Source organism: Mesorhizobium sp. M0664 (genome assembly GCF_040320565.1).
GTDB lineage: Bacteria > Pseudomonadota > Alphaproteobacteria > Rhizobiales > Rhizobiaceae > Mesorhizobium.
In genome coordinates this window covers 414072-439307 of the sequence record NZ_JAMYPW010000003.1, presented here as the reverse complement: position 1 = coordinate 439307, position 25236 = coordinate 414072, and the positions used below count along the sequence as shown (strand labels likewise).

22 protein-coding genes and 1 pseudogene are annotated in these 25236 nt (G+C 62.5%); 17 read left to right on the top strand and 6 right to left on the bottom strand.

Translation table 11 applies throughout. The annotated features are described in order from the left end of the window. Nucleotides 1–31: 31 nt before the first annotated feature. From NKI39_RS07615 to NKI39_RS07600, 4 genes are all read left to right on the top strand, one after another. Complete coding sequence (locus NKI39_RS07615) at nucleotides 32–1684, top strand: ABC transporter substrate-binding protein (RefSeq protein WP_352473524.1); 1653 nt, start codon at nucleotides 32–34, stop codon at nucleotides 1682–1684. Between the two features lie 220 nt (nucleotides 1685–1904). Beyond that, nucleotides 1905–2939, top strand: a complete 1035-nt coding sequence (locus NKI39_RS07610; protein WP_352453204.1) for an ABC transporter permease — start codon at nucleotides 1905–1907, stop codon at nucleotides 2937–2939. A gap of 12 nt (nucleotides 2940–2951) precedes the next feature. Beyond that, nucleotides 2952–4109 carry an ABC transporter permease gene (locus tag NKI39_RS07605; protein ID WP_352503177.1) on the top strand — a complete coding sequence of 386 codons (1158 nt, stop codon included), beginning with the start codon at nucleotides 2952–2954 and terminating at the stop codon, nucleotides 4107–4109. 79 nt (nucleotides 4110–4188) lie between these two features. Beyond that, the gene (locus tag NKI39_RS07600; RefSeq protein WP_352769165.1) at nucleotides 4189–6597 is read left to right on the top strand and encodes a dipeptide ABC transporter ATP-binding protein; all 2409 of its coding nucleotides are present in this window, start codon (nucleotides 4189–4191) and stop codon (nucleotides 6595–6597) included. Nucleotides 6598–6611: 14 nt separating this feature from the next. Here NKI39_RS07600 and NKI39_RS07595 read toward each other — a convergent pair whose 3' ends face one another. Then, nucleotides 6612–7202 (bottom strand): transglycosylase SLT domain-containing protein, encoded by a 591-nt coding sequence (locus NKI39_RS07595; protein WP_352453201.1) that lies wholly within the window; start codon nucleotides 7200–7202, stop codon nucleotides 6612–6614. A gap of 217 nt (nucleotides 7203–7419) precedes the next feature. On the opposite strand from NKI39_RS07595, the gene NKI39_RS07590 reads away from it, so the two are divergent. The 3 genes from NKI39_RS07590 (at nucleotide 7420) to NKI39_RS07580 (ending at nucleotide 12441) form a co-directional block, all read left to right on the top strand. Next, a complete protein-coding gene (locus NKI39_RS07590; protein ID WP_352684725.1) occupies nucleotides 7420–8958 on the top strand; it encodes a trimethylamine methyltransferase family protein in 1539 nt (512 codons plus the stop codon). Between the two features lie 83 nt (nucleotides 8959–9041). Further along, nucleotides 9042–11483, top strand: coding sequence for a GcvT family protein (locus NKI39_RS07585; RefSeq protein ID WP_352831260.1), 2442 nt, complete (start codon nucleotides 9042–9044; stop codon nucleotides 11481–11483). Between the two features lie 151 nt (nucleotides 11484–11634). Then, the gene (locus tag NKI39_RS07580) at nucleotides 11635–12441 is read left to right on the top strand and encodes a class I SAM-dependent methyltransferase (protein WP_352473532.1); all 807 of its coding nucleotides are present in this window, start codon (nucleotides 11635–11637) and stop codon (nucleotides 12439–12441) included. A 20-nt stretch (nucleotides 12442–12461) separates the two neighbouring features. Here NKI39_RS07580 and NKI39_RS07575 read toward each other — a convergent pair whose 3' ends face one another. Further along, on the bottom strand, nucleotides 12462–12854 hold the full coding sequence (locus NKI39_RS07575; RefSeq protein WP_352473533.1) for a DoxX family protein: 393 nt from the start codon (nucleotides 12852–12854) through the stop codon (nucleotides 12462–12464). A gap of 155 nt (nucleotides 12855–13009) precedes the next feature. Then, nucleotides 13010–13786, bottom strand: coding sequence for a VOC family protein (locus NKI39_RS07570; RefSeq protein ID WP_352453197.1), 777 nt, complete (start codon nucleotides 13784–13786; stop codon nucleotides 13010–13012). 173 nt (nucleotides 13787–13959) lie between these two features. On the opposite strand from NKI39_RS07570, the pseudogene NKI39_RS07565 reads away from it, so the two are divergent. From NKI39_RS07565 to NKI39_RS07540, 6 genes and pseudogenes are all read left to right on the top strand, one after another. Further along, nucleotides 13960–14082, top strand: a pseudogene (locus tag NKI39_RS07565) (gamma-glutamylcyclotransferase); the annotation flags it as partial. Between the two features lie 215 nt (nucleotides 14083–14297). After that, nucleotides 14298–15662, top strand: a complete 1365-nt coding sequence (locus NKI39_RS07560; protein ID WP_352820330.1) for an NAD(P)-dependent oxidoreductase — start codon at nucleotides 14298–14300, stop codon at nucleotides 15660–15662. Nucleotides 15663–15664: 2 nt separating this feature from the next. Next, nucleotides 15665–16978 carry an NAD-dependent dihydropyrimidine dehydrogenase subunit PreA gene (preA, locus tag NKI39_RS07555; protein WP_352831257.1) on the top strand — a complete coding sequence of 438 codons (1314 nt, stop codon included), beginning with the start codon at nucleotides 15665–15667 and terminating at the stop codon, nucleotides 16976–16978. A 101-nt stretch (nucleotides 16979–17079) separates the two neighbouring features. After that, entirely contained in the window at nucleotides 17080–17598 is a 519-nt protein-coding gene (locus tag NKI39_RS07550) for an RrF2 family transcriptional regulator (protein ID WP_352831255.1), read from the top strand. A 13-nt stretch (nucleotides 17599–17611) separates the two neighbouring features. Then, on the top strand, nucleotides 17612–18070 hold the full coding sequence (locus tag NKI39_RS07545; RefSeq protein ID WP_352708071.1) for a carboxymuconolactone decarboxylase family protein: 459 nt from the start codon (nucleotides 17612–17614) through the stop codon (nucleotides 18068–18070). 58 nt (nucleotides 18071–18128) lie between these two features. After that, nucleotides 18129–18506 (top strand): DoxX family protein, encoded by a 378-nt coding sequence (locus NKI39_RS07540; protein WP_352831292.1) that lies wholly within the window; start codon nucleotides 18129–18131, stop codon nucleotides 18504–18506. Between the two features lie 23 nt (nucleotides 18507–18529). Here NKI39_RS07540 and NKI39_RS07535 read toward each other — a convergent pair whose 3' ends face one another. Then, nucleotides 18530–19252, bottom strand: coding sequence for an SDR family oxidoreductase (locus NKI39_RS07535; RefSeq protein WP_352831254.1), 723 nt, complete (start codon nucleotides 19250–19252; stop codon nucleotides 18530–18532). Then, nucleotides 19249–20100 carry an SDR family NAD(P)-dependent oxidoreductase gene (locus NKI39_RS07530; RefSeq protein ID WP_352820336.1) on the bottom strand — a complete coding sequence of 284 codons (852 nt, stop codon included), beginning with the start codon at nucleotides 20098–20100 and terminating at the stop codon, nucleotides 19249–19251. Before NKI39_RS07530 ends, NKI39_RS07535 begins: the two co-directional genes overlap by 4 nt. 107 nt (nucleotides 20101–20207) lie before the next feature. Here NKI39_RS07530 and NKI39_RS07525 point away from each other — a divergent pair, with 107 nt between their 5' ends. Beyond that, nucleotides 20208–21080 (top strand): helix-turn-helix transcriptional regulator, encoded by an 873-nt coding sequence (locus NKI39_RS07525; protein ID WP_352750218.1) that lies wholly within the window; start codon nucleotides 20208–20210, stop codon nucleotides 21078–21080. Between the two features lie 101 nt (nucleotides 21081–21181). On the opposite strand, the gene NKI39_RS07520 is transcribed toward NKI39_RS07525, so the two are convergent. Next, nucleotides 21182–21823: a TetR family transcriptional regulator C-terminal domain-containing protein gene (locus tag NKI39_RS07520; protein WP_352503191.1), complete on the bottom strand. Its 642-nt coding sequence runs from the start codon at nucleotides 21821–21823 to the stop codon at nucleotides 21182–21184. 241 nt (nucleotides 21824–22064) lie between these two features. Between NKI39_RS07520 and aptA the strand changes: the two genes are divergently transcribed. From aptA to NKI39_RS07505, 3 genes are all read left to right on the top strand, one after another. Then, the gene (gene aptA / locus NKI39_RS07515) at nucleotides 22065–23393 is read left to right on the top strand and encodes an omega-aminotransferase AptA (RefSeq protein WP_352831253.1); all 1329 of its coding nucleotides are present in this window, start codon (nucleotides 22065–22067) and stop codon (nucleotides 23391–23393) included. A gap of 139 nt (nucleotides 23394–23532) precedes the next feature. Continuing rightward, nucleotides 23533–23952 carry an endonuclease domain-containing protein gene (locus NKI39_RS07510; protein ID WP_352831251.1) on the top strand — a complete coding sequence of 140 codons (420 nt, stop codon included), beginning with the start codon at nucleotides 23533–23535 and terminating at the stop codon, nucleotides 23950–23952. Nucleotides 23953–23955: 3 nt separating this feature from the next. Continuing rightward, nucleotides 23956–25206, top strand: a complete 1251-nt coding sequence (locus tag NKI39_RS07505) for a Zn-dependent hydrolase (protein ID WP_352831250.1) — start codon at nucleotides 23956–23958, stop codon at nucleotides 25204–25206. Nucleotides 25207–25236 lie beyond the last annotated feature (30 nt).

The following is a 25236-nucleotide window of genomic DNA, read 5'->3' as shown; positions in this document are numbered from 1 at the left end:
AAAGGCAGAAAGCCAACAATGGGAGTAAGTCATGACGATCTACAAGAGTAACGGCGACCGCGTTCCCGATCACATCCTGGCCATGGCCGAAGACGCCAAGGCAGGCAAGATGGATCGTCGCGAATTTCTAGCTCTCGCCAGCGTCTTCGGCGCGTCGACGGCGATGGCCTATGGCATGCTTGGCCTTGCAGACCCGACGCCGGCCAAGGCGGAAGAGGTCCAGGGCAAGAAAGGCGGCGTATTGAAGGTCGCGCAATGGATCAAGGATCCGAAGGATCCGCGCAAGGCCGACTGGTCGGAAATCGCCAATGCCGAGCGCCAGGCGCTCGAGCCGCTGGTCAAATACACCACCGAATACACGTTCCGCCCCTATCTGCTGGAGAGCTGGGACGTGAATGACGACGCTACCGAATACACGCTGCATGTGCGCAAGGGCGTCACCTGGAACAACGGCGATCCGTTCTCCGCAGACGACGTCATCTTCAACCTCAAGCGTTGGGCCGACAAGAAAGCCGAAGGCAATTCCATGCCCGGTCGCCTCGGTTCGCTGGTCAAGGATGACAAGCTGGATGAGAGCGCGGTTACCAAGGTCGACGATCACACGGTCAAGCTGACGCTCAGCAAGCCGGATATCGCCCTCATTCCCAACGTGTGCGACTATCCCGGCCTTATCGTCCACAAGACCTTCGACGAGAAGGGCGGCGACTTCAAGTCCTGCCCGATCGGAACCGGCCCGTTCGAGTTGGTCTCCTACGATGTCGGCCAGAAAGTGGTCTACAAGCGCCGCGAAGACAACAAATGGTGGGATGGTGACGTCTTCCTCGACGGCATCGAGTTCATCGACTACGGCACCGATCCGGCGGCGATGGTCAGCGCTTTCGAGGCAGGCGAGGTGCACACCAACTTCGAGACGTCGGCCGACTATGTGTCGATCCTCGACGGCATGGATTTGGTGAAGTCGGAGATCGTCACCGCCTCGACGATCGTCTGCCGTACCAATGTGACCAACAAGCCTTACGGCGACCAGAAGGTTCGCAACGCCCTGCAGCTCGCGGTCGACAACAATGTCGTCCTGCAACTCGGCTACGGCAATGCCGGCACGGTTGCCGAAAACCACCATGTCGCCCCGATCCATCCGGAATACTATGAATTGCCGAAGATTGCTCGCGACCCGGCCAAGGCAAAGGCGCTGATGGCCGAAGCCGGCCAGGCCGATTTCGAGCACGAACTGATCACGGTCGACGAAGACTGGCACAAGAACACAGGCGATGCGATCGCCGCGCAGATGCGCGACGCCGGCATCAAGGTCAAGCGTACGGTGCTGCCGGGTTCGACCTTCTGGAACGACTGGACGAAGTATCCGCTGTCGATGACCAACTGGAACATGCGGCCGCTCGGCGTCCAGGTTCTGGCGATCGGCTATCGCACAGGTGAGGCCTGGAACGAGACGGCCTGGTCGAATCCGGAGTGGGATGCCAAGCTCAACGCTGCGCTGGCAGTTGCCGACGCCGCCAAGCGCAAGGAAATGATGAAGGATATCGAGCAGATCCTGCAGGATTCCGGCATTATCATCCAGCCTTATTGGCGCAAGCTCTACAGCCATTCGGTCAAGGCGGTGCAGAACTACAAGATGCACCCGACCTTCGAGCGCGACTACGGCAAGGTCTGGCTCGACCAGGCCTGACCGGACGATCCGGAAGGGGGCGTCTCGCCCCTTTCCCTCGCTCTTTGCATGGTCCTTGGACCGGAAGTCGGCGCAGCAAAAAGTTGCGGACTCTTCGGCCTGGGTCTGCAATAAAAAGGGTATTGCATCTGGGACTGGTCTGAAGGCTTGTTCTGCCGCTGGCGGCAGCGCACGGCTTGCAAACCGGTTCCACCCCCAACCCGACCGGCAGGGGACCGCCATGCTTTCTTTCGTTATCAGGCGTCTCGGCACCATGGCAGTGACGATGCTGTGCCTGACGATGATCGTCTTCTTCCTGGTCAATCTCGGGCCTAATCTGAAGAAGCTCGCGATCAGCCAGACCGAAATGCACACATCCGCCGAGCAGCTTGAGGCTTGGCTGGTCAACCATGGCTATCGGCAGAATTTCTTTATCCGCTACGGTCAATGGCTGGGCATCATGCCCAAGCAGCCGGTGACCGACCCGGCGACCGGCAAGCCCGCACAGCGTTTCTCCTTCTGCAACGATCCGGTCGTGCCGACATTCTCCGGCATCCTGCAAGGCGATTTCGGTTGCTCGACCAAGTTCAAGACGACGGTCGCTTCGAAACTCTTTCCGGCGCTCAGCGCCACCGGCATCCTGATGCTCTGCGTGCTGGCCGTAATGGTGCCGATCTCGCTTTTGATCGGTATTCTCGCCGGTATGCGCGAGGGTTCACGCACCGACCGCACATTGTCGGTGGCTTCGATCGCCTCGACGGCGACGCCCGAATATGTTTCGGGCGTCATCTTCACCGTGATCTTTGCCTCCTGGCTCGGCGTGCTGAACGGTTCGGCGGCCTCGGCCAGCCAGGGCATCACCTTCTATAATTTCACCTTGCCGGTGATGACGCTGGCGATCTACGGCATCGGCTACATCGCTCGCATGACCCGCGCCTCGATGGTCGAGGTGATGACCCAGCAATATATCCGAACCGCCCGGCTGAAGGGCCTCTCCTTCGGCAGCGTGGTGATAAAGCACGCTCTGCGCAACGCCCTGATCGCGCCATTCACGGTCATCATGCTGCAGTTCCCCTGGCTGCTCACCGGCGTCGTCATCGTCGAGGTGATGTTCCGCTACCAGGGGTTCGGCTACACCCTGGTCGAGGCCGCCGGCAACAACGACATCGATCTTCTGCTCGGCTGCTCGCTGGTCTCGGTGTTTATCGTCCTGATCACACAGCTCATCTCCGATGTCGGCTACGCGTTCCTCAATCCGCGCATCAGAGTTCAATAGGAGACCGGGCGGATGCAGGTCGAATATCTCAGCGCCTTCAACGTCGTACTCGGCGTGCTTGCCCGCTTCTGGCCGGTCTGGATCGCTCTCGCCCTGGTGATGGGGGCGAGCTTCGGCTACAAGAAGAAGCTAGGCCTTTACGGCCAGCTTTTCGACAGCGGCGTCGGCATCGTCGGCGTCGGCATCTGCCTGTTCTGGCTGTTTACGGCGATCTTCGCGTCGACCATCTCGCCCTTCGATCCGCTCGCCCAAGTGCCGATCATGAAGGACGCGCTGCCGGGCGCAATCGAGCCGGGGTCGAAACTTGTATACTATTTCGGCGGCGACAAGCTCGCCCGCGACGTGTTCTCCCGCATGGTCTATGGCAGCCAGATCGTGCTGATCATCGCGCCGGCGGCGACCGGTTTTGCGCTGATGGTCGGCATTACGCTCGGCCTGCCGGCCGGCTATTATGGCGGCAAGATCGATACGGTGCTGTCCTTCCTCGCCAACCTTGTGCTGGCCTTCCCGGTGATCCTCCTGTTCTACCTGCTGGTGACGCCGGGCATCATGGACACGCCGATCCCCTACGCGATGGCAGGGCTGTTCTTCCTGTTTCCGATCATCTTCTTCAGTGTGCTGTTCTGGACGCGCTACAAGAACCGCCCCGACCGCCTCTATATCCTGCTTGGCCTGACGTTGGTACTTGGCGGCTGGATCTATGCGGGCCTTGTCTTCGATGCCGATCCGTTCAAGATCATCCACATCGATCCCAACCAGCTCAACATCTTCGTGGCGGTGGTGTTCGCCTCCAGCCCCGGCGTGTTCCGCATCGTGCGCGGCCTGGTCATGGACATCAAAACGCGCGACTATGTTGCGGCGGCACAAACGCGCGGTGAATCGCCCTGGTACATCATGCTGTGGGAGATATTGCCCAATGCGCGCGGGCCGCTTATCGTCGACGCCTGCCTGCGCATCGGCTACACCACGATCCTGCTCGGTACGCTCGGCTATTTCGGGCTGGGACTGGCGCCGGAAAGCCCGGACTGGGGCACGGCGATCAAGGATGCAAGCCGGCTGCTGCGCTCCTTCATCCACCCGGCGCTGCCGCCGACGATCGCATTGATGTCGTTCGTGCTCGGCCTCAACCTCCTGGCGGATTCGCTGCGCGAACAGTCTATGAAGGATTGATGCCGGCAAAGATTGACGCCGGGAAGATCGATGCCGGGTTCGGCCCGACATGCCTGAAGAACAAGGATTGGAGCGACCCATGAATGAGGCAGTTCGAAATCCCGCCAAGCCGACGAATGGCCCGATCATCGAGATCGAGAACCTGTCGATCTCCTTCTTCACCCGCAAGGGCGAGATCCCGGCGGTCATGGATTTTTCCTGCACGGTCATGCCCGGCGAGGCGATGGGTATTGTCGGCGAATCCGGCTGCGGCAAGTCGACCGTGTCGCTCGGCATCATGCGCGACCTCTCCAACATCGGAAAGATCGTCGGCGGAAAGATCAAATTCCAGGGCAAGGACATGGGAGAATTGTCCGACGAGGAACTGCGCGCCATCCGCGGCAACAAGATCGCGATGATCTACCAGGAACCGATGGCCAGCCTGAACCCGGCGATGAAGGTCGGCCAGCAGCTGATGGAAGTGCCACTGATCCACGACAAGGTGTCGAAGGACGAAGCTTACAAACGCGCCTTGGAAATGGTGCGCGCGGTGAAGCTGCCGGATCCCGAGCGCATGATGCGTTCCTACCCGCACCAGCTTTCCGGCGGTCAGCAGCAGCGCATCGTCATTGCCATGGCGCTGCTGTCGAAGCCGGCGCTGCTTCTGCTCGACGAGCCGACGACAGCGCTCGACGTGACGGTGGAGGCCGGCATCGTCGACCTGGTCAAGGGGCTGGGCGAGAAGTTCGGCACCTCGATGATCTTCGTGTCGCACAACCTCGGCCTGATCCTGGAGACCTGCGACCGCATCACGGTGATGTATTCGGGCGAAGCGGTGGAGACCGGCAAGATCAAGGACGTCTTCGACCGGATGCGCCATCCCTACACGCAAGGCCTGTTCCGCTCGATCCCGTTGCCGGGCGCCGACAAGAATTCGCGGCCGCTGATATCCATCCCAGGGCAGTTGCCGCTACCGCACGAGCGGCCGAAGGGCTGCAATTTCGGCCCGCGCTGCCACCATTTCGTCGAGGGCGTCTGCAACGCCGCCGAAATTCCGATGATCGCGGTCGAAGGCCATGACGGGCATTTCTCGCGCTGTGTGCGCTTCAACGAGATCGACTGGGAGGCGCTGCCACCCGGCGCCAAGAAGGTCAACGAGCGGGTGGTGCCCGGTGCGCCGGTGCTCCAGATCGAAGACCTCCGGAAGTACTACAAGGTCGGCGGCAGCGAAGTGTTCGGCTCGAGCGAGGGCCGTGTCGTCAAGGCCAACGAGACGATCTCGTTCATGGCGCGCGAATCCGAGACCGTCGCTATCGTCGGCGAATCCGGCTGCGGAAAATCGACCCTGGCCAAGGTGCTGCTCGGCCTCGAAACGGCAAGCTCCGGCCGCGTCAAGCTCGGCAACAAGGAGATTCAGTCGACCGGGATCGAGAAGCGCAGCGTCGACACGGTGTCATCGATCCAGATGGTGTTCCAAAATCCGTTCGACACGCTCAATCCCAGCCATTCGGTCGGTTCGCAGATCATCCGTACGCTGGAAAAGTTCAACGTCGGCGACACAGTGGCCGACCGCCGCAAGCGAATGCTGGAATTGCTCGACCTGGTGAAGCTGCCGAGGGCGTTCGAGTCGCGCAAGCCGCGCCAGCTTTCAGGCGGCCAGAAACAGCGCATCGGCGTTGCGCGTGCCTTTGCCGGCGACGCCAAGGTGGTGGTGGCCGACGAGCCGGTCTCGGCACTGGATGTGTCGGTCCAAGCCGCGGTGACCGAGCTCTTGATGGACATCCAGCGCAAGAACAAGACGACGATGCTGTTCATCAGCCACGATCTGTCGGTGGTGCGCTACATCGCCGACCGCGTCGTCGTCATGTATCTCGGCTATATCGTTGAGCAAGGCACGACCGACCAGATATTCGCGCCGCCCTATCACCCCTATACCGAGGCATTGCTGTCGGCGATCCCGATCGCCGACACAAGCGTGGTCAAGAAGCACATCGTGCTGGAGGGCGACATCCCTTCGGCGATGAACCCGCCGTCCGGCTGTCCGTTCCAGACGCGCTGCGGCTACAAGAAACTGGTGCCGGACAACCTTTGCGAAACCATGGTGCCGCCAGTCAAAAATCTCGGCGACGGCCATATGAGCCTGTGCTGGCTGTCCGACGACGTGCTGGCGAAAATGGAGCCGGTGATCAAATTCGACAAGGAGCACGCCGCAAATGAGGGCGTGCCGGATGATGCAAACCACGGTGTTGGCCCGGGCTTTGCCGGAGATCCGCCCAAGCGCCCGCATGGAAAGACTGGCAGCGTTGAAGCCGATGCCGAGGGCCAGGCAGTGGAGAATGCCGAAGCGGTCGCCAAAGCCCGCCGTCACGAGGTTCGCGACGAGGTTTCAGAGACCGGCACCTCAAGCTCTGCCGACAGCGCGGTGGCACCAATCATGCCGCCGACTGTCGGCGACGGCCGACAGGCCGAGGACGCCACGCGCAAGCCGCGCAAACCCAAGGGCGGCTGAGAGCCGTTAATAGGCTAGGGCGCGCATTGCCGTAGCTGCGCGGCGTAGTCCTGCGCCATCTGTTCGGTGGCATGCGCATAGCGCTGCACGTCGGCGTCGCCGCGACTGCCGCGCTTGTAGGCATTCCAGCCGAGATAGTAGGCGAGATACAGATTGTAGGTGTCGTTGCGGGCGACGCCGAGCGTGTCGGCGGTCTTGGAATGATACCAGCCGACGAAATCGACGGCATCGGCAAACCTGGTGCGGCGCGCCGCCCAGCTTCCGGTCTCGTTCTGGTATTGCGCCCAGGTGCCGTCGAGCGCCTGCGAGAAGCCGGTGGCGCTGGAGATATGTTTCCAGGGAATGAAGCCCAGCAGCTTGGTGCGCGGCGGCCTTGCGTTGCTCTTGAAGCCGGATTCCTTGCGCACCGTCGCCATCAGCACGGGAACCGGCACACCGTATTTCTGCTCGGTGCGTTGTGCCGCCGCCTGCCAATTGTCGAACCAGCCGTCATTCTGGTCGAAAACGGCGCACACATCGTTGATATGGTTCGGTGGCGTCGCGCAGGCCGAAAGCGCCAGCGGCGCGGCAATCGCTATAATTTTACTAAAACTCGACCTACGCATCGGAAGAGCATTAGGCCGAAAACATAAAAGGAATCTTGCTGTCTTCCTTAACGGCTCATCGGCGCTTTGCCTGACGCGGAACAAGTATAACCATTCCGACGTTTGTTGTCGCTTTTGCCGATGTGAAATTCCCGGAATGCCGCCTTGGCTAAAATCACGCCCGCAGGTGGCGGATTCTTGACAGCTCGATCCTCGTGCCGGCGCTTTGATGCGCGGCATGAGCGAACCAAGACGCAAGCGCGGCGCCGAGCGAACCAGCAACAGGGGACCGACCGCCATCCCGCAACTGCCGTTGCGCCGCGTCACCAATCCCTATCCGCCAATGGCGATGCTCTCGGCCGACCAGATCGAGGCGATCCACCAGGCGTCGATGCATATCTTGGAGAATTTCGGCATCGAGGTGATGAGCCCGCGGGCGCTGTCGCTGTTCGAGAAGGCCGGGGCCAAGGTCGATCATGCCACGATGAACGTCCGCATCGATCGCGGCATGATCGAGGAAGCGCTGAAGACGACGCAGTCCAGCTATACGCTGACGCCGCGCAATCCCGCCCATGCCGTCCACCTCGGCGGCAATACCATCAACTTCACGCTCGTCGCCGGGCCGCCGAATGTGCACGACATGGAGCGCGGCCGCCGTGCCGGCAATTTGCGCGATTATTCCGATCTCGTCCGGCTGGCGCAGCATTTCAACTGCATCCACATGCTAGGCAACCAGGTCTGCGCGCCGGTAGAATTGCCGGCGAATTCCCGTCATCTCGACACTTATTTCGCCAATCTGACACTGACCGACAAAAGCTTTCACGTCTCGGCCATCGGCCGCGGCAGGGCGCTCGACGGCATCGAAATGATGGCAATCGCGCGCGGACTGACGCTTGACGAGATGCGCCACGATCCCGGCGTCACCACGATCATTTCGGTCAATTCGCCGCGCCGCTTCGACGAGATGATGGCCGAGGGGCTGATGACGATGGCCGAGTTCGGCCAGTCGGTGGCGGTAACGCCATTCACGCTGATGGGAGCGATGAGCCCGGTGACGCTTGCCGGCGCGCTCGCCCAGCAGAATGCCGAGGCGCTGTTCGGCGTGGTGCTGACGCAGCTCGTCCGCCCCGGCGCGCCGGTGATGTATGGCGCCTTCACCTCCAATGTCGATATGAAATCGGGAGCGCCGGCGTTCGGCACGCCTGAAAACACCAAGGCGAATATCGCGTCCGGACAGTTGGCGCGGCGTTACAACCTGCCTTATCGCACAACGCCGGGCTCGGCTTCCAATGCCGCCGACGCGCAAGGCGCCTATGAGACGCTGATGGCGCTGTGGGGCGCGGTGCTCGGCCATGGCAACCTCGTCTACCATGCCGCCGGCTGGCAAGAGGGCGGACTGACAGCGTCGTTCGAAAAGTTCATCATCGACGTCGAGATGATCCAGCACATGATGGAGTTTTTGCGCCCGATCGAGGTCAACGAGGCCGAGCTTGCCGTCGAGGCTCTGGGTGCGGTTCCGACCGGCGGCCACTTCTTCGGCGAGCCGCACACGCTGGAGCGCTACGCCACGGCCTTCTACCAGCCGATGCTGTCCAACTGGCAGAATTTCGAGGCCTGGCAGGAGGCTGGCGGGCTCGATGCCACGGCGCGGGCGACGAGGCTTTGGAAGAAGGCGCTGGAGGACTATGTCGAGCCGGTGATGGAAGTCTCCAGGCGCGAGGCGCTTGAGGCGTACGTGGCCAAGCGCAAGGAAGCGATCGGGGCGGGCGAGCCTTAAGCGCCGCTCGTCTTGTTCGGCTTCATTCTCTTCTCCTCCAGAATCATGAAACCCATCCAACTCTTTGAAACGACGAGAATCCCATGAAATCGCATGCAAAGGTCGTGGTTATCGGCGGTGGCGTTGTCGGGTGCTCCGTGCTGTTCCATCTGGCCCGGCACGGCTGGACAGACATCGTGCTTCTGGAGCGCGATGAATTGACCTCCGGCTCGACCTGGCATGCCGCCGGCGGCATGCACACGATCAATGGCGATCCCAATGTCGCCAAGCTGCAGAAATACACAATCTCGCTCTACAAGGAGATCGAGGAACTGTCCGGCCAGGCGACCGGCGTGCATTTGACTGGCGGCGTCTTGCTGGCAGCGACGGAGGCGCGGCTCGACTGGCTGCGCGGCGTCGTCGCCAAGGGCCGCTATCTCGGCATCGAGCTCGAGGAGATATCGCCTGATGAGGCGGCCGAGCTGATGCCGTTGCTCGATCCCAAGCAGTTCGTCGGTGCCGTGCGCAACAAGGAGGACGGTCATCTCGACCCGTCCGGCGTTACCCACGCCTACGCCAAGGCGGCGAGGAAGCTTGGTGCCGAGGTCGAGCGTTTCACCAAGGTCGAGGACATTGTGCGGCGCGCCGACGGGTTGTGGCGCGTCATCACCAACAAGGGCGAGGTTGTGGCCGAACATGTCGTCAATGCCGGCGGCCTGTGGGCGCGTGAGGTCGGCCGCATGGTCGGGCTGGAGCTGCCGGTGCTGGCGATGGAGCACATGTACCTGATCACCGAGGACATGCCGGAGGTCGCCGCCTGGAACCAGAAGACCGGCACGGAGATCATCCATGCGGTCGACTTCGACGGCGAACTCTATCTGCGCCAGGAACGCGGCGGCATGCTGATGGGCACTTATGAAAAGGCCAACAAGCCATGGTCCGAATTCCAGACGCCATGGAATTTCGGCCACGAACTGCTGGAGCCCGATATCGACCGCATCGCACCGTCGCTGGAGGTTGGCTTCCGGCATTTCCCGGCGTTCCAGAACACCGGCATCAAGCAGATCATCAACGGACCCTTCACCTTCGCGCCGGACGGCAATCCGCTGGTCGGGCCGGTGCGCGGCCTGCCGGGGTTCTGGGTGGCCTGTGGTGTCATGGCGGGGTTCTCGCAGGGCGGCGGCGTCGGCCTGGCGCTGTCGAACTGGATGATCGAGGGCGATCCCGGCGCCGACATCTGGGCGATGGATGTGTCACGCTACGGTGACTGGGCCACGATGGCCTATACCAACGCCAAGGTGCGCGAGAATTATTCGCGGCGGTTTTCGATCCGCTTCCCGAACGAGGAACTGCCGGCTGGGCGACCGCTCAAGACGACGCCGGTCTATGATCTGTTGTCGGCCGAGGGCGCGCAATGGGGCGTCGCCTATGGGCTGGAAGTGCCGCTGTGGTATGCGCCCGAAGGGGTCAAGGACGAATTCTCCTGGCGCCGCTCGAGCGACTTCGAGCATGTCGCGAAAGAAGTGGAGACGGTTCGGCAACGCGTTGGTCTGTCGGAAATCTCGTCATTCGCCAAATACAGAGTCACCGGTGAGGACGCAGCAACCTGGCTCGACAGTATGCTCGCGTGCAAATTGCCAAGGCCCGGCCGCATGACGCTGGCGCCGATGCTGAAGGAAGACGGCAGGTTGATCGGCGATTTCACGCTGGCCAATCTCGGCGGTCCAAATTCTGCAAGCAAGGATTGGTTCCTGGCCGGCAGCGGTGTCGCCGAGCAGTACCACATGCGCTGGTTCGAAGCGCATCTGCCGAAGGACGGCTCTGTTAGCATCGAGGCGCTGGGAGCAAAACTCACCGGCCTGTCGATCGCCGGGCCGAGCGCGCGGAACCTTCTTGAAAAGGTCACACGATCTGACGTGTCGAATACGGCCTTTCCGTTCATGGCCATCAGCAGGATGGATATCGGCATGGCACCGTGCCTGGTCGGGCGCGTCAGCTACACCGGCGACCTCGGCTACGAAATCTGGGTGGCGCCGGAATATCAGCGTGCCGCCTATCAGGCGCTGATGGCGGCGGGCGAGGAATTCGGCATCGGCCTGTTCGGCTCGCGCGCGCTCAATGCGCTGCGGCTCGAGAAGAATTACGGCTCATGGGCGCGCGAATACCGGCCGATCTATGGGCCGCTGGAGGCCGGCCTCGACCGCTTCGTCGCCTATGGCAAAGAGGCCGATTTCATCGGCAAGCAGGCAGCGCTGGCGGAGCGCAAGCAAGGCGGCAGACTGCGGTTGCGGGCCTTTGTCGTCGATGCTGCCGATGCCGACGTCATCGGCGACGAGCCAATCTGGTATGGCGGTGCCGTGCGCGGCTGGGTCACGTCAGGCGGCTACGCACATCATTCAAAAAAATCCGTCGCCATGGGTTATGTGCCGAAAGAGATCGCCGATGAGGCCAACGGTTTCGAGATCGAGCTATTGGGCAAGCGTTACGCCGCACGTATGCAGCAGACACCGCTGTTCGACGCCAATTTCGAGCGGATGCGCGGTTGAGGAACCGAGTGGCATGGCGAAGTCGCCGTGCCGGTGGCACGATGAAAGGGGGAGGACGATTTCGCGATAGTGAAAATTCTTTCGCGCGGTGACCTTTGGTTTTATTGTCGAGCTGCGGCGGAAGGCTGGGCAATTGCTTCGGAGGTCCACCATGCCCGACGTGTATGCGCAGATCACAACCGCTGATCCGGCTGTTGTCGCGGTTCTTATCAACGCGATGGAGTTGCGGGCCGCAGACCCGCGCCAGAAGGCAATTCGCCACTCGTTTTTCTCGTCGATCGATTTTCCGGAAAGGGCACGCGTCCTCGAAGGCGGCTGCGGCTCGGGACCGATCAGTCGCGAGCTTGCGCGCTGGCCGGGGGTGAACGAGGTTGTTGGGCTCGATCCGTCGCCGATATTTCTGGCGAAGGCGCGCGAGCTTGCCGCGGATATCCCCAACCTGAACTTCGTCGAAGGGGATGCCAGGTCGCTGCCGCACGAGGACAACTCGTTCGATGTGGTCATCTTCCATACCTGCCTGACCCATGTGCCCGGTCCCGAAAAGGCCCTGACGGAATCGTTGCGCGTGCTTCGCCCAGGCGGCTGCCTGGCGATCTTCGACGGCGATTACGCGACGACGACGGTCGCCATCGGCGATCATGATCCGCTGCAGGATTGCGTGGATGCCGCAATGGCGGCGCTGGTGAATGACCGCTGGCTGACGCGCCGGCTGCCGCTGCTGGCGAAATCGGCGGGCTTTGTCGTCGAAAAATTCGACAGCTACGGCTACGCCCAAATTGCCGCGCCCGACTACATGCTGACTCTGGTCGATCGCGGCGCCGATATTCTGGCCGGCTGGAAGCGACTCGACAAGGCGCTTGGCGACGGGCTGAAGCACGAGGCGCGCCGGCGTGTCGAAGCCGGAGAGTTCTTCGGGTTCATCGCCTTCGCGGGCCTGATTGCGCGCAAGTCGGCCTGAGCGCGCGCTGATCCGCCCGGCTACGATGTTTTGCGGTTGTCCAGTGCCAGGGCGCCGGGGCCGGCGAATACCAGATAGAAGAAGATGAAGCAGAAGGAGATCGCGGCATCGCCGCCATTGTTGACCGGGAAGAAGCTCTGCGGCATGTGCGCCATGAAATAGGCGATCGCCATCTCGCCGCTGAGAAGGAATGCCACCGGCCTGGTGAAAAGCCCCAATACCAGCAGGATGCCGCCTCCGAATTCCAGGATGGCCGCGGTCAGCGATAGCGCGCTCAGGGCGCCGGCATGGTCGCCGACGGGGAAATTGAACAGTTTCTGGGTGCCGTGCTCAATGAACTGCAGCGCCGTCATGATGCGCAAGGCGGCAAGGGCGAACGGTTGATATCCGGCGAGGCCTTCGAAAAGCTTCATCTACGACTCCATTTTCACCTAGCCCGGCCATAGGTCATCGCCAAAGGCCGGACCATTCACATAGTCCGGCCTTCATTCAACTGTCGGTGAGTGAGTCGTGAGGCGTGCTGCAGCCTTGGGGCCGCACGATGGCGGCCCCCAATTGGCGCGGCCTGTTACCGCGTCGGTGCCATTAGCGCGAAATGGGCGCCTTGCGGATCCGTGCACTGTACGATCCAGCTGCCGCCGGGGACCTCCATCGGACCCATCAGGATCTTGCCGCCATTGTCGGTGACGCGCTTGGCTGCCGCGTCGATGCCGGGCACGTTGAAATAGAACTGCCAGACCGGCGCCGGGATCTGCTCGGGCTTGTTCATCATGCCGCCAACGGGCTCGCCGCCGAAGGCGAAAAGCTGGTAGACGCCCATCGGACCCATATCCATGGCGTCGCCCTTCTCCCAGCCGAACTGGCTGGAATAGAAATCGAACGCCGCCTTCCAGTCTGACGTGTAGAGCTCATGCCAGCCGATGTTGCCGGGGGTCGCCAACGGTAGCGGCGGCTGGTCGGGGCCGCTGGGCTGCAGGAAGTTGAACATCGCGCCTTGCGGGTCTGCAACGACGGCGAAGCGGCCGACGCCAGGAATGTCGTCGGGCTCGCGGTGAACCGCGCCACCAGCCTTCTTGAGGGAGGCCGTTGCGGCATCGATGTCCCTGGTGAGGATATAACCGACCCAGGCCGGCGGCATGCCCATCTTGCGCGCGTCATCGGGCAGCGTCATCATCCCGCCGACGCCGCGCTCGCCGACATTCATGACGATATAGCGCGGCATGCCCTGGGCCCCTTCGAAAGGCTGCCCCCTCCAGCCCACCACGGAGGTGTAAAACGCCTCGGCGGCGTCGAGATCGGTGGTCATCAGCTCGTACCAGAAGAAGGGCATGGGGGACTGTGGCATTGTCGTGCTCCTTGCGGTTTGTACATCGATCATGCGCGATCCATTCTAGGACGATCTTCACGACGAAAATCCGACAGCCAACCAAAAAAGATGACGGCAAATTGGAAATGTTACCGGGTTGCGCGCCCTGCGGTTTTCGACTTTGCTCGCAGTCAACGAGGGGTTGTTGATCCATGCGCCGGATGTCGCTCACTTCCGAACTTGTCGCGCTGTGCCATCGGGAGGAGGCCGATCCCGGCCCCGATGGCAGCTGGACGCAGCTGACGGACGAAGACTTCAGGGCCCTTTGCCTTCGGTGATCAAAACCAACGCTAAGCTTACCAGGCTGACCACTCAGTCCAGCAACGGCAGTGCCGCTATGGCCAAGCTTCCCTGTCGGCGGCTTTGGTAACATGAGTACACTTGTCATGTTTATTCGTGGCTTTTCAGCAGTTTGCGCCGAAAATTGACCAATTGATAAAAAAACAAAACGTGCTAGCCTTCCCCAAAACAAGAACATGGGGAACTGACGATGCCAGAAGGCCAGTTCAAGCAAGGCATTGCCGGCGGGCGGCTCTCGCCAGACCAATATGCCGACAATTTCGCCGACCTGCACCCGCCACTCGATCATCACGAGGCGCTGGTCGAGTCCGACCGCTGCTATTTCTGCTATGATGCGCCGTGCATGAATGCGTGTCCGACCTCGATCGACATCCCGCTGTTCATCCGCCAGATTTCGACGGGCAATCCGATCGGCTCAGCCAAGACCATTTTTGACCAGAACATTTTGGGCGGCATGTGCGCCCGCGTCTGCCCGACCGAGACGCTATGCGAAGAAGTCTGCGTGCGCGAGGTGGCCGAAGGCAAGCCGGTGCAGATTGGTCGCCTTCAGCGCTACGCCACCGATGTCGCCATGGCCGAAAACAAGCAGTTCTACAACCGCTCCGAACCGACCGGCAAGACGGTCGCTGTGGTCGGCGCCGGACCGGCCGGGCTTGCGGCCGCGCATCGGCTCTCCCGCTACGGCCACGACGTGACCATCCTGGAAGCCCGCCCGAAGGCCGGCGGCCTCAATGAATACGGTATCGCCGCCTATAAGAGCGTCGACAATTTCGCCCAGGCTGAAGTCGACTATGTCACGTCGATCGGCGGCATCGACATCCAGAACGGCAAGGCGCTCGGCCGTGATTACCAGCTGTCGGACCTGACCAGGAATTACGATGCGGTGTTCCTCGGCATGGGGCTTGCCGGCGTCAATGCCTTGCGAGCGGATGGCGAGGAGGCGCAAGGCGTCAGCAATGCCGTCGAGTTCATTGCCGAGCTTCGTCAGGCCAGTGATCTGGCCAGCCTGCCGGTCGGCCGGCGTGTTGTCGTCATCGGCGGCGGCATGACGGCGATCGACGCGGCGGTGCAATCGAAGCTGCTCGGAGCCGAAGAGGTGACGATCTGCTATCGGCGCGGCCCGGAGCACATGAATGCCTCCGAATTCGAGCAGGATCTGGCTGCCGCCAACGGCGTCATCATCCGGCACTGGTTGCAGCCGAAGCGGGTCATTGCCGATGCCGGCAAGGTGTCGGCGATCGAGCTCGAATACACCGCGATGGACAGCGACAGGCTCGTCGGCACCGGCGAGCGGCTGACGCTCGTCGCCGATCAGGTGTTCAAGGCGATCGGCCAGAGCTTTGTCCCGGCTGCGCTCAACGGCAGCGGTGCGGAGGTCGCGCTGGAAGCCGGCCGCATCAAGGTCGATGCGGAAGGGCGCACCTCGCTAGCCAATGTCTGGGCTGGCGGCGACTGCATTTTCGGCGGCGACGACCTGACTGTTTCAGCCGTCGCGCAAGGCCGCGATGCGGCGGAGAGCATTCATCGGGCACTGACCTCGAACGGGAGGGCATGAGCATGGCAGACATCCGCAACAATTTCGTCGGCATCAAGTCGCCGAACCCGTTCTGGCTGGCTTCGGCGCCGCCGACCGACAAGGCCTATAATGTCATTCGCGCCTTCAAGGCGGGCTGGGGCGGCGTGGTATGGAAGACGCTCGGCGAAGAGGGCCCGCCGGTGGTCAACGTCAACGGTCCGCGCTATGGCGCGATCTGGGGCGCCGACCGTCGTCTGCTCGGCCTCAACAACATCGAGCTGATCACCGACCGCGACCTGCAGGTCAATCTGCGCGAGATCAAGCAGGTCAAGATGGACTGGCCCGACCGGGCGATCGTCGTCTCGCTGATGGTGCCTTGCGAGGAGCATGCCTGGAAGGCGATCCTGCCGGTAGTCGAGGAGACCGGCGCTGACGGCATCGAACTCAATTTCGGCTGCCCGCATGGCATGTCGGAACGCGGCATGGGTGCGGCGGTCGGCCAGGTGCCGGAGTACATCGAAATGGTGGTGCGCTGGTGCAAGGCCAACACCCGCATGCCTGTCATCACCAAGCTGACGCCCAACATCACCGACATACGCAAGCCGGCACGAGCTGCCCTTGCCGGCGGCACCGACGCGGTGTCGCTGATCAACACCATCAATTCGATCACCGGCGTCAATCTCGACAATTTCGCACCGGAGCCGACGATTGACGGCAAAGGTTCGCATGGCGGCTATTGCGGTCCGGCGGTGAAGCCGATCGCCATGAACATGGTGGCCGAGATCGCGCGCGATCCGGAAACGCATGGCCTGCCGATCTCCGGTATCGGCGGCATCACCACCTGGCGCGACGCCGCCGAGTTCATGGCGCTCGGCGCCGGCAATGTGCAGGTGTGCACGGCGGCGATGACCTACGGCTTCAAGATCGTGCAGGAGATGATCGCCGGCTTGGAAAACTGGATGGACGAGAAGGGCCATGCCACGCTCGACGACATCGTCGGCCGTGCCACGCCCAACGTCACCGACTGGCAGTATCTCAATCTCAACTACGTCGCCAAGGCGCATATCGACCAGGAGGCCTGCATCAAATGCGGCCGCTGCCACATCGCCTGCGAGGACACTTCGCACCAGGCGATCACCGCAATTGTCGACGGCGTCAGGCATTTCGAGGTGATCGAGGCCGAATGCGTCGGCTGCAATCTCTGCGTCAATGTCTGTCCGGTCGAGAACTGCATCACGATGGAGGCGCTGGCGGTCGGCGTGATCGATGAGCGCACTGGTAGGCCAGTGTCGCCGATCTATGCCAACTGGACGACGCATCCCAACAATCCGATGGCCAAGGTGGCGGCGGAATAGCATTGCGAAAAAAAGCGGCGTTCATGGGCGCCGCTTTTTGACTTTCCTATTGCAGATAAAATTTATCCACGATAATCTATATCCATGAACAGGAGAGCGAAATGAAGCTGGGCGAGGGCGTCGAAGCGGCCATCCACTGCGCCGCGATGCTCGCCGGCGTTGATGGCGCCGCGACCTTGCCAGGTGCTGCCATGGCCGAGGCGTTCGGGCTGTCGCCGAGCTATCTGCTTAAGCATCTCAACGCGCTGACTGCGTCCGGCATTCTGGAATCAGTGCCGGGGCCGTCCGGCGGCTACCGGCTGGCGCGGCCGACGGAACGCATAACGCTGCTCGATATCGTGCTGGCCGTCGAGGGGCGTGAACCGGCGTTCCGCTGCGCCGAAATCCGCCAGCGCGGCCCAGCGAAGCTCGATGCCTCGGTCTATGTCAAACCCTGCGGCATCAACGTAGCCATGCTGAAGGCCGAGCGTGCCTATCGCGCCGCGCTCGCCGACGCCCGGCTGTCCGACATCGTTGCAGAATACACCGCCGATGCCGATCCCCGTTCGGTCGCCGCGAACTGCGCCTTCGTCGAGCGCCATCGGCGGCCGCAGAAATCAAGTTCAACCAAGCAAGCATGAAAGGCTACAGACGATGAAACAGAGGCTGCAATTTTTCGGCGCGGCGCCGGAGATCATGAAGGCGGTGTCGGCGCTCAACAAGGCAGTCGACGAATGCGGGCTCGAAAAAAGCCTGTTGCATCTGATCAAGCTCAGGGCGTCGCAGATCAACGGCTGCTCGTATTGCGTCGAGATGCATAGCCGCGAAGCGCGCCGCGACGGCGAAAGCGAGCAGCGGCTCTATCTCGTCTCCGCCTGGAAGGAATCGCCGCTGTTTTCAGAGCGCGAACGCGCGGCCTTGGCCTGGACCGACGCGCTGACCAGGATCGCCGACAACGGTGTTTCGGACGAACTCTATGCAAGGACGCTTGAGCATTTCTCGGAACAGGAGCTGGTCAAGCTGTCGGTTGCGCTCGGCATGATCAACACCTGGAACCGGCTTTGCGTTCCGTTCCATGCAATCCATCCGATGCCAGCGGTCTTGGCCGCCTGAGGACCAGGTGCGCGGCCTTGCGCCGCGCGCCTCTTTTCTGCCCAAGGACCCCCACAGCATGTTTTTAAACTTTGACAGTGAGATCCTTTTCGCCGCCCGCCTGCTGCTTGGCGGCGCCTTTGTCTTTGCCGGCCTGCGCAACATCCAGAATGCGGCGTTGGTGAGCCAATTGATGACGACGCGCGGCGTGCCGCAGGCACGGCCGGTGCTGTGGCTGGGGATCGTCCTGCAGATCATCGCCGGAGCACTGGTGATCGCGGGCATCTGGACCGCTGCGGCGGCGGCATGCCTGATCCTGTTCCTTATCGTCGCCACGCCGATGTTCCATAACTTCTGGGATCATCAGGGCGTGGAGCGCGCGTCCCGCATCAATGGCTTTGTCGGCAACGTCGCGCTGGCCGGAGGATTTCTGGCGCTGATCGCGCAGTCGCTTTGACACGCCTCGTGGAGGCAGCCGCCTTACGCCGCATACCGCAAGCCGCCGTCGCAGGTCAGCACCTGGCCGGTGACGAAGCTGTTCGAGACCAGGAACGCAATTGCCTCGGCGACGTCCTCGGCGCGGCCGATACGGCCGACCGGTGTCTTGCCGGCATAATCGGCAAACACCGCATGGCGCTGTTCATCGGGTAAAAAGTCCCACCAGGGCGTGTCGATGACGCCTGGCGCCACGACATTGACGCGTAACGGCTTCAGCTCCATTGCCAGGATCGGCACCACGGTCAGCAGCATGCCGTTGACGGCGGCGATGCCGGCGACACCCGGCGCCGACAATTGCGCCGACACTGCCGAGATGAAAGTCACCGAGCCGCTCTTGTTCAGCGTCGGCAAGGCGGCCTGCAGGCAGGAGAGCTGTGGCCGGACCTTCTCGTCGACGCCGCCGCCGATATCGGTCAAGTCAAGTGTTTCGAACGGGCCGAGCCCCTTGCCGCCGCTGGCGGCCAGCACCAGGTGATCGAAAGGCCCGAGTTCGTTGAAAAACCGGCGAACCTCGTCCGGCTTCGCGGCATCGAAGGCAGCTTTTTCGACCGCGCCGCCAAGGCTTTGCCATGCGTTGTCGAGCCTTTCCCGGTTGCGCCCGGTGATCGTCACCTTCATGCCCGGGCCAAGCAGCTTTTTCGCGGTGGCGAGGCCGATGCCGGAGGAGCCGCCGACGATCACGGCGTGCTGCGTTTTCTCGGTCATGAATTTTCTTTCTTCGATGTTGCGGAAACGGGTGCGAGCCCGACAAGGCCGAGACTCAATTCGCGCAACTGCTGCCTCGCCTTCACGTCATAGGCTTGCGCATCGGCACGGGATTCTCTCTGGCCGTCGAAATAGAGGCCGCTTCGCCCTTCGAGTGCCGGCGACGTGGCGAGGTTGATGATGGCTTCCGCGCCGGTTTCGACCGAGCTCCACGGCGTGATGCCCGCCTGCCGCACCATCGTGGTGTTCATGTAGCTTGCCGGATGCAGGCTGTTGACGGTCACATTGGTGCCGTGCAGCTGCTCCGCCAGGTCGATGGTGAACATGATCTGCGCCAGCTTGCTCTGGCAGTAGGCACGGACGCCGTCATAGGAGCGGGTCAGCATGACGTCGTCGAAGTCGATCGCCTGCTGGCCGGCCGAGGCGACATTGACGATGCGCGACGGCGCGCTGGACTTGAGCAGCGGCAGCAGCTCCATGGTGAGCAGGAAGCCGGCGAGATAATTGACGGCAAAGCGCAACTCGTAGCCGTCGGCGCTAACCTGTCGTTTGGAGTTGGGGCCGGCTGTGCCGACGCCGGCATTGTTGATAAGGATATCGAGCCGCTTGGTCCTTGCGCGCACCGCCTCGGCGAGGCGGCGGACTTCCGCCAGGGAGGAGAGGTCGGCGACCAGCAGCTCGGCCTTGCCGCCGGCGGCTTCGATTTCGGCCACGGTCGCCTTGCCCCTAGTCGCGTCGCGGCCATGCACCAGGATACGGGCACCGCCGGCGCCGAGCCTTTGCGCGACGACGCGGCCGACGCCGTCGGTCGATCCTGTGATGAGGATTGTCTTGTCTTTCAGTTCCATATGTTCAGAGCCTCCATGTCATCGCTCTGAACGGAAAGATGGGGCACCGGCCACTTGCCAAACAGTTCAAACTTTATCCTGGTATCGATACTGCTATAATAGCACCGATGGATTCACCGACACACTCCGCCGAAGACAGCCGCCGCCGCGAGCTTGGCGCCTTTCTGCGCTCGCGGCGCGAAAGGCTGACCCCTTCGGCCACCGGCATTTCGACCGGCCTGCGCCGGCGCACGCCCGGGCTGCGGCGCGAGGAGGTGGCGATGATCGCCGGCGTCGGCACGACCTGGTACACCTGGCTGGAGCAGGGCCGCGACGTTCGGCCGTCGGTGGAAGTGCTGACGGCGCTCAGCCGGGCGCTGCGCCTGGACACGGCCGAGCAACGGCATCTGTTCATTCTTGCCGGCCGCCCGCAGCCGGAGCGTCGCGTCGACGCGCCGGAAAAAGTCGATAGCCCGTTGCTGCACATGCTGCAGAGCCTGGTCCTGCAGCCGGCCTATGTCCTTGGGCGGCGCTGGGACGTGCTGGCCTGGAATTCTGCTGCGGCAGCCGTGTTCGGCGACTATGGCCTGCTGGAGGGCGACGCCCGCAACATCGTCCATATGGTTTTCACCAGCCCGCAGCATCGGCGCCTGCTCGTCGACTGGGAGGAACTGGCACGTGCCGTGCTGGCGTCATTCCGGGCAGAAAGCGCCAGATATGTCGGCGATCCGGATTTCGAGCGGCTGATCGCGCTGATGACGCGCTCGAGCCCGGAGTTTCGCGCCTGGTGGCCGCTGCGCGACGTGGCCCGTAACCTGTCGGGTGTAAAGCATGTCAGGCATCCGACAGCGGGTGCCATGGCGTTCGAGCATATGAGCCTGTCGATCGACGACGGCTCGGACATGAAGCTGATCGTCTACACGCCGCTCGCCGAGCAGAACTCGATCGCCAAGCTGCAGAAGCTGCTCGATGCGCTGCCGGCCGAGCGGCGCAGCGCGTGAGCCCAGCTTCGTCATCCTGGGGTCTGCGCTGCGTCGCTCCGCTCCTTGCTGCGCCCCAGGATGACGAAGCAATGGGGGAGGTTTGCGACAGCCGAGCTGCCTCAGCCCTTCGGCTTCAGCCCGTCGATGAACAGTTGCTCGAGAAATCTTGCGGCATCCTCGAAGCGGCCGTCGCCGCCGCGGTCGGGGCCGAGCACGGCGCGCACCTGGACGTCGAAATCGGCGTAATGCTGCGTTGTCGCCCAGATCGAGAAGATCAGGTGCCAGGGGTCGGTGCGGGCAATCTTGCCGGCGCGCATCCAGCCCTTGATGACGTTGGCTTTCTCGTCGACCAGCGTCTTCAACTCGCCTTCCAGCATCGGCATGATGCGCGGCGCGCCCTGCAGGATCTCGTTGGCGAACAGCCGGCTCTCGCGCGGGAAATCGCGCGCCATTTCGAGCTTGCGCCTGATGTAGCTGCGCAGTTCGGTCAAGGGATCGCCGATATCGTCGAGTTCGCGCAGCGGCGCCAGCCAGGTGTCGAGAAGCCGCTGCATCAGCGTCTTGTGGATGTCCTCCTTGCGGCGGAAATAATAGAGCAGGTTCGGCTTCGACATGCCGGCGGCTTCAGCGATCTGGTCGATTGTCGAGCCGCGAAAACCGTTGGTCGAGAAGACTTCGAGCGCCGCCTCGAGGATGAGCTCGCGCTTTTCCACCTGGATGCGGGTGCGGCGAGGAGCAGAGCTTTCGACCGCATCCGTCACCTCGAAAAACCTTCGCTGCGAGGAGTGTCTGGACCAATTCTCTGGACCAGTTTTTCTCCGCCCTGTGGAGCGCACTTCGAAAGCCGCATTTCCGCTAGTAATCCCTTGACCGCTGATAAGGCGGTGCTAACGTTTGTCCAACCGGTCAAAAATTTGCGTAGCACGAAAACGTCGCGAAGACCAAGTTGGAAAGACCAGGCGTTAGCCGCACCGAAACAGGTTACAAGGGGAAGTCTCGGTCATGTCCAACCGGCTGAAAGTCACGCCGAACGATCTCAGTGCATTCTGGATGCCGTTCACGGCAAACCGGCAGTTCAAGCAGGCGCCGCGCATGATGGTGTCGGCCAAGGACATGCATTACACGACCAGCGACGGGCGCAAGGTTCTCGACGGCACCGCCGGCCTGTGGTGCGTCAATGCCGGCCACTGCCGCCGGAAGATCACCGAGGCGATCCAGAGCCAGGCGGCCGAGCTCGACTATGCGCCGGCGTTCCAGATGGGCCATCCGATCGTGTTCGAGCTGGCGAACCGGCTGGTCGACATCGCGCCGAAGGGCATGGACCATGTGTTCTTCACCAATTCCGGCTCGGAATCGGTCGAGACCGCGCTGAAGATGGCGATCGCCTATCACCGCGTAAAAGGCGAGGGCTCGCGTACCCGCCTGATCGGCCGCGAACGCGGCTATCACGGCGTCAATTTCGGCGGCATCTCCGTCGGCGGCATTGTCACCAACCGCAAGATGTTCGGCACGCTGCTCGGCGGCGTCGATCACATGCCCCACACGCATCTGCCGGAAAAGAACTCTTTCACCAAGGGCGTGCCGGAGCATGGCGCGGAACTGGCGAACGAGCTGGAGCGCATCGTCGCCTTGCACGACGCCTCGACCATCGCCGCCGTCATCGTCGAGCCGGTGGCCGGTTCCACCGGCGTCATCCTGCCGCCGAAGGGCTATCTCGAGAGGCTTCGCGAGATCTGCACCAAGCACGGCATCTTGCTGATCTTCGACGAAGTCATCACCGGTTTTGGCCGCCTCGGCACGCCGTTTGCCGCCGACTATTTCGGCGTCACGCCGGATATCATGACCACCGCCAAAGGCGTCTCCAACGGCGTCATCCCGATGGGCGCGGTGTTCGTGAAGAAGGAAATCCACGACGCCTTCATGACCGGGCCCGAGCACATGATCGAGTTCTTCCACGGCTACACCTATTCGGGCAATCCGATCGCCTGCGCGGCAGCGCTGGGCACGCTTGACACCTACAAGGAAGAAGGGCTGCTGACGCGCGGCGAGGAACTGGCGCCGTACTGGGAGGACGCGCTGCACTCGCTGAAGGGCGAGCCGAACGTCATCGATATCAGAAACATCGGCCTGATCGGCGCGATCGAGCTGGCGCCGATCGCCGGCCAGCCAACGAAGCGGGCCTTCTCGGCTTTCGTCAAGGCGTTCGAGCGCGGTGCATTGATCCGCACCACCGGCGACATCATCGCGCTGTCGCCACCGCTGATCATCACCAAGGGCCAGATCAACGAATTGATCGACCACGTGCGCGAAGTGCTGAGGGCGGTGGATTGAGGAACGCGCTGCAGCTTTCCCTCCCCCTTGAGGGGAGGGTGGCCGCGAAGCGGCCGGGTGGGGTCGGCGCGGCAGCGCGCCAGCCTGACCTTCGGCCGCATAGGTGCCTGTGATGCCCCGGACCCGCGTGAGCTTCGAAATGCGCCAGAAGGCGTGCGCGCTTCGAGTTCATGCGACCAAAGGCGAATCGCTGCTTTGGTATGAACTGCGCGAATTGAAATCGGCCGGGATGAAATTCCGGCGCCAGTGTCCGATCGGGCCTTATATCGTTGACTTTGCCTGCCTTGCGGTAAAGCTGGTCGTTGAAGTCGATGGTGATCTGCACGAACAGGAGAAGGGCAAACGGCACGACGCCGTCCGTGATGCCTATCTGCGGTCGCTCGGGTTCGATATCTTTCGCGTCGATGAGCCCGATGTCATAAACAGCGCTTGGCATGTCGCACAGGTGGTCAAGGAGAAGGTCGCGCGCATGTCAGCCGACCCCACCCGACCGCTTCGCGGCCACCCTCCCCTCGAGGGGGAGGGGGACGCTGGCGTGCCGCAACCAATGAGGTTTTAGAATATGGCCGCCCCCGGCGAGAATCTGCGGATCAATTCAGACCGTTTGTGGGATTCGATAATGGAGATGGCGAAGATCGGCCCCGGCATTGCCGGCGGCAATAATCGCCAGACTGTTACTGACGAGGACGGCGAAGGGCGGCATCTGTTCAAGCGCTGGTGCGATGAGGCGGGGCTCGAAATGGGCGTCGACGAGATGGGTACGATGTTTGCCCGTCGCGAAGGCACCGACCCCAGCCTGCCGCCGGTCTATGTCGGCAGCCATCTCGACACCCAGCCGACCGGCGGCAATTATGACGGCGTGCTCGGCGTGCTCGGCGGCCTGGAGGTCGTGCGCTCGCTCAACGATCTCGGCATCAAGACTAAGCACCCGATCGTCGTCACCAACTGGACCAACGAGGAAGGCGCCCGCTTTGCGCCGGCGATGATGGCGTCCGGGGTGTTCGCCGGCGTGCTCGACCAGGCCGACGTCTATTCACATGTCGACAAGGACGGCAAGAAATTCGGCGAGGAGCTCGAACGGATCGGCTGGAAGGGCACCGAGAAAGTCGGTGAGCGCAAGATCCACGCCTTCTTCGAATTGCATATCGAGCAGGGCCCGATCCTCGAGGACGAGGGCATCGACATCGGTGTCGTCACCCATGGGCAAGGGTTGAAATGGCTGCAGGTGACGCTGACCGGCAAGGAGGCGCACACCGGCTCGACGCCGATGCCGAAGCGGCGCAATGCCGGGCTCGGCATGGCGCGGGTGATCGAACTGGTGCACGAGATCGCCATGGACTACCAACCCGACGCCGTCGGCGCGGTCGGCCATATGGAGGTCTATCCGAACTCGCGCAACATCATCGCCGGCCGCACCGTCTTCACCATCGACATCCGCTCGCCGGAAAAGGAAGTGCTCGACGCCATGGACGGGCGCATCCGCGAAGGCATCGACACGATCTGCGAAGCGCTCGACATCCAATATCAAATCGAGCAGGTCGGCCATTTCGATCCGGTCACTTTCGATCCGGGCTGCGTCAAGGCTGTGCGGGATGCGGCGGAGCGCCTGGGGTATACGCATCGCAATATCGTCTCGGGCGCCGGCCATGACGCTTGCTGGATCAACCGCGTCGCACCCACCGCAATGGTGATGTGCCCCTGCGTCGACGGTCTCAGCCACAACGAGGCCGAGGAAATCACCAAGGAATGGGCAGCGGCCGGCGCCGACGTGCTGTTCCATGCGGTGGTGGACACGGCGGTCATTGTCGAATGATGGGATAGCCTCGCAACGCCGCTCACAAGA

Excerpts from the sequence above, each read along its gene's own strand:
- NKI39_RS07615 (WP_352473524.1), top strand. The coding sequence starts at position 32 with ATGACGATCTACAAGAGTAACGGCGACCGCGTTCCCGATCACATCCTG.
- NKI39_RS07610 (WP_352453204.1), top strand. The coding sequence starts at position 1,905 with ATGCTTTCTTTCGTTATCAGGCGTCTCGGCACCATGGCAGTGACGATG.
- NKI39_RS07605 (WP_352503177.1), top strand. The coding sequence starts at position 2,952 with ATGCAGGTCGAATATCTCAGCGCCTTCAACGTCGTACTCGGCGTGCTT.
- NKI39_RS07600 (WP_352769165.1), top strand. The coding sequence starts at position 4,189 with ATGAATGAGGCAGTTCGAAATCCCGCCAAGCCGACGAATGGCCCGATC.
- NKI39_RS07595 (WP_352453201.1), bottom strand. The coding sequence starts at position 7,202 with ATGCGTAGGTCGAGTTTTAGTAAAATTATAGCGATTGCCGCGCCGCTG.
- NKI39_RS07590 (WP_352684725.1), top strand. The coding sequence starts at position 7,420 with ATGAGCGAACCAAGACGCAAGCGCGGCGCCGAGCGAACCAGCAACAGG.
- NKI39_RS07585 (WP_352831260.1), top strand. The coding sequence starts at position 9,042 with ATGAAATCGCATGCAAAGGTCGTGGTTATCGGCGGTGGCGTTGTCGGG.
- NKI39_RS07580 (WP_352473532.1), top strand. The coding sequence starts at position 11,635 with ATGCCCGACGTGTATGCGCAGATCACAACCGCTGATCCGGCTGTTGTC.
- NKI39_RS07575 (WP_352473533.1), bottom strand. The coding sequence starts at position 12,854 with ATGAAGCTTTTCGAAGGCCTCGCCGGATATCAACCGTTCGCCCTTGCC.
- NKI39_RS07570 (WP_352453197.1), bottom strand. The coding sequence starts at position 13,786 with ATGCCACAGTCCCCCATGCCCTTCTTCTGGTACGAGCTGATGACCACC.
- NKI39_RS07560 (WP_352820330.1), top strand. The coding sequence starts at position 14,298 with ATGCCAGAAGGCCAGTTCAAGCAAGGCATTGCCGGCGGGCGGCTCTCG.
- preA (WP_352831257.1), top strand. The coding sequence starts at position 15,665 with ATGGCAGACATCCGCAACAATTTCGTCGGCATCAAGTCGCCGAACCCG.
- NKI39_RS07550 (WP_352831255.1), top strand. The coding sequence starts at position 17,080 with ATGAAGCTGGGCGAGGGCGTCGAAGCGGCCATCCACTGCGCCGCGATG.
- NKI39_RS07545 (WP_352708071.1), top strand. The coding sequence starts at position 17,612 with ATGAAACAGAGGCTGCAATTTTTCGGCGCGGCGCCGGAGATCATGAAG.
- NKI39_RS07540 (WP_352831292.1), top strand. The coding sequence starts at position 18,129 with ATGTTTTTAAACTTTGACAGTGAGATCCTTTTCGCCGCCCGCCTGCTG.
- NKI39_RS07535 (WP_352831254.1), bottom strand. The coding sequence starts at position 19,252 with ATGACCGAGAAAACGCAGCACGCCGTGATCGTCGGCGGCTCCTCCGGC.
- NKI39_RS07530 (WP_352820336.1), bottom strand. The coding sequence starts at position 20,100 with ATGGAACTGAAAGACAAGACAATCCTCATCACAGGATCGACCGACGGC.
- NKI39_RS07525 (WP_352750218.1), top strand. The coding sequence starts at position 20,208 with ATGGATTCACCGACACACTCCGCCGAAGACAGCCGCCGCCGCGAGCTT.
- aptA (WP_352831253.1), top strand. The coding sequence starts at position 22,065 with ATGTCCAACCGGCTGAAAGTCACGCCGAACGATCTCAGTGCATTCTGG.
- NKI39_RS07510 (WP_352831251.1), top strand. The coding sequence starts at position 23,533 with ATGCGCCAGAAGGCGTGCGCGCTTCGAGTTCATGCGACCAAAGGCGAA.
- NKI39_RS07505 (WP_352831250.1), top strand. The coding sequence starts at position 23,956 with ATGGCCGCCCCCGGCGAGAATCTGCGGATCAATTCAGACCGTTTGTGG.